This is a genomic window from Streptomyces sp. NRRL WC-3618, assembly GCF_001280005.1.
Taxonomy (GTDB): domain Bacteria; phylum Actinomycetota; class Actinomycetes; order Streptomycetales; family Streptomycetaceae; genus Streptomyces.
The window spans coordinates 1-477 of record NZ_LGDW01000291.1 but is presented as its reverse complement, the minus strand read 5'-3'; the positions used below and the strand labels follow the sequence as shown (position 1 = coordinate 477).

Sequence of the window (477 nt, the reverse complement as noted above, 5' to 3'; positions counted from 1 at the left end):
GCCCTGAGGGGTGAGGGGGGTGGGGGCGGTGCGGTGCACTTCGGTGGGATGCACTTCGGTGGGGTCCACTTCGGTGGCGGCGGCTGTGGGTGCTGCTTCCCTTAAGAGGGTTCTCAGTGCAGGGTTTGCTTCACAGGGGTTCCTTTCTTCTGGGTTTGTTCTTCGCGCGCTAGGAATCGGTTTCGTGGCAGGACGGTTCGCTTCCCAGCCTTCCCGGCCCACTCGTACAACCGTGCGAGGGGGCCATGTCGCCGTGCCTGGCGGGGTGCCCCGGCAGGCTGCCGCGCCGGGGCGGACCCGGACCTGGGTGCCGGGTACGCCGCTCGACCTCGGGCTGGTGCTGGGGCCGTTGCGGCGGGGGCCGGGCGACCCCACGTTCCGGGCGACGCCGGACGGGTCCGTGTGGCGGACCTGCCGTACGCCCGCCGGGCCCGGGACCTTGCGGGTCGCGCTGCGGGACGGGGCGGTCCGGGGGGA

At 72.7% G+C, this 477-nt stretch carries 1 pseudogene; it reads left to right on the top strand.

The window, feature by feature from the left end:
* Window positions 1-184 precede the first annotated feature (184 nt).
* Window positions 185-477, top strand: a pseudogene (locus ADL01_RS46460) (DNA-3-methyladenine glycosylase 2 family protein); the annotation flags it as partial.